General features: G+C 72.5%; 2 protein-coding genes. Both read right to left on the bottom strand.

Going from position 1 to position 2,438, the window contains the following annotated elements; genetic code table 11:
• On the bottom strand, window positions 1–1,437 hold a 1,437-nt coding region (locus ACWGIU_RS35565), incomplete at its 3' end, for a peptidoglycan-binding domain-containing protein (RefSeq protein WP_453712225.1).
• 7 nt (window positions 1,438–1,444) lie between these two features.
• On the bottom strand, window positions 1,445–2,438 hold a 994-nt coding region (locus ACWGIU_RS35560; protein WP_453712224.1), incomplete at its 5' end, for a hypothetical protein.

Here is a 2,438-nt window from a genome sequence, read left to right as displayed (position 1 = left end):
CGCGTGGACCGCGCTGAGGCCCTCGTGGCTGAACAGCACCTCGACCGGGAGGTTCCGCTCCTTGCCGTCGCCTCCGGCGACGGTGACCGTGGACGAGCCGCCGAGGTCGGTCCAGACGGCCGACACGGGAACGGTCAGCGAGCCCTTGGGGCTGCGCCGGAGCTCGACGGCGATCTGCTGGGTTGCCCCCTCCTCGGCCTCCGCGCCGGTGGGCACGAACAGGGCCTCGTGCCGGCCGCCCGCGGTGCCGGAGCCGTTGCCACTGCCCGCTCCCGTGCCCGCCGTGCCCGCTCCCGCCGTGCCCGACGTGGCCGCGCCGTCCTGTCCCCCGCTCTTGCCCTGCTGTTCCCCGCTCTTGCCGTCCGAGGGGCTGTCGAGGGAGCCCAGGGTGCCTTCCCTGCCCTCGTACGGACCCGTGCCGAAGCGGATGACCGCGTCGGGCGGCAGATCGCGCAGCCGCGTGCGCTGGTCCGCGCTGAGGGCGGCCCGTACCTGGCGGCCGCCGCTGCCGAGGACGACGAGCGGCTTGTCGGCGGCGTCGCCGACCGCTGCGGTCACCTGCACCACGGTGGCCGGCAGGGCGCCGACGTACGCGACCTCCGCGGCCGGCAGCAGCTCACCGGGCTTGGCCGGCCCGGGGGCGGGCGGTGTGTCCGCGCCGCGGGCGGGCGGCGCGCTCGCGCCCCCGGTGCCCCCGGTGCCACCCGTGCCGGGGGCCGAGCCGGTGCCGCCGTCGGTCTCCGCGCCGCCCCGGGGGGCCGCGCCGCCTCCCGCGGACGCCCCGCCCGCGCGGGCCGTGCCAGAGGTGGATCCGCCTCCCCCGGTGGTGCTCTGCCCCTGCCCCGCGGGCGCCTCGTACCCGGCCGCCACGTACAGCTTGCGCACCGCCTCGACGGTGGCCGGGCCGTACGTGCCGTTCACCGCCGTCCCGTACAACGGCTGCAGCGCGCGCTGCAGTTGTTGCACGTCCGGCCCCTTGTCACCCGCTTTCAGGTCGCGGTAGGCGGGAAAGCGCCCGGGGAGCAGCAGGACCGGCCGGCCCGACACCTCCGCGACTACGGCCCCGGCCTTGAGGCTCTTGCCCGCGGCCGCGGGCAGGGCCGTCACGACCGCGCGGCTGGTGCCCTGCGGCTGGACGCCGCTGATGGTGGTGCGGGAAGCCGTCTCGACCTTCCCGGTCAGCTCCATCCTCTCGACGAGCTGCTGGTCGGAAACCTTCCCCGTGATCCGGGAGGGCGGGGGCGCGGCGGCGTTCGAGGCACGCTGCTCCGGGGTCCTGGCCTGGGAGGCGATCCACCAGACGGAACCGGAACTGCCGAAGAGCACGACGACGACGACGGCGACGACCAGGCCCCTCCTGGCCCTCTGCCGCGCGTTCGTCGCCCGCCCGCCGGACGGCTGGGCCACCTGGGTCTCATCGGGGTCTTCGAGGCTCATGACTGTATTAGGACGTCTCTCGCAGTAGATCCTGGGCTTTGCCCTTGGCTTTCGTGATGAGTTCCAGCCACGCCGTGATTTCCGCTTCGTGCTTCACCAGCGAGGCGGCCGAGGCCTTGCTCTTGGCCTCCCGTGCCTTCGTGTTGAGACCGACCTTCGTGCCGCACTCGGCATCGGTGGTGGCCTGCTTGATCTCCGCACGCTGGGCGTTGTCGAGCGCCGCGGTATCACCGTCGGGAATATTCGCGTACTGCGAGAGCGCCGATTCCCTGGCCTTCTCCGGAGTCGCGATCTCCGGGTAGCCGCCGGACTTCATGCAGGAGGCCCATTCCGAGAGCGCCTTCTGATATCCGTCGTCATCGGCGAGGATGTTCGCGCCGTTCTGCTTGACGCTGTTGTACACGGTCCAGTTGAGCCGGAGGTATTCCTTCACGTCCCCGTACACGGCCTTGAGGGTCTCGCCGCGGCAGCCTTTCGACGGCACCATGACCTTGCCGCCGCCGAAGTCGAACTCCACGCCGCCCTCGGGCTTGTCCACGTATCCGTCCATGGCCATGCTGTGGGCCCGCTTGACGTCCTCGGGCAGCGCGTCGAAGTCGTCCGCGCCCTCCTGGGACTTCTGGTTGTCCGACCTGCGCGGGTCCGCCCCGTAGCCCACGGTGCGGGCGGTCTCGGCCGACGGGGAGAGGTCCTCGCTGCGCTTCTTGCCGCTGTTGGTGGCGGTGCCGCCCGAGGGGAAGACCTTGAAGCCCTTGTCGTTCATGCACTTGCGGATCAGTTTGGACTCCGCGTCGCGCTCCTGGTCCAGCGCCGCGTTGGCACTGTCGAGCGCCGTCTGCGCCCTGCGGGCCGTCTCCATGTCCTGCGGGGCTTCCTCCGAGCAGGCCGAGGCGGCCGCGCCCAGCAGTACCGTCACCGCGATCGCCGTCATACCCCGGGTGCGCTTCTTCAATGTCGTGTCCTCTTGAAGGTGCGGCCGGGCCGCCTCCGCGACGCGGGGG

This window comes from Streptomyces sp. NPDC054840 (assembly GCF_053611065.1).
The sequence above is the reverse complement of the archived record's forward strand: the minus strand, read 5'-3'. Positions and strand labels throughout refer to the sequence as shown.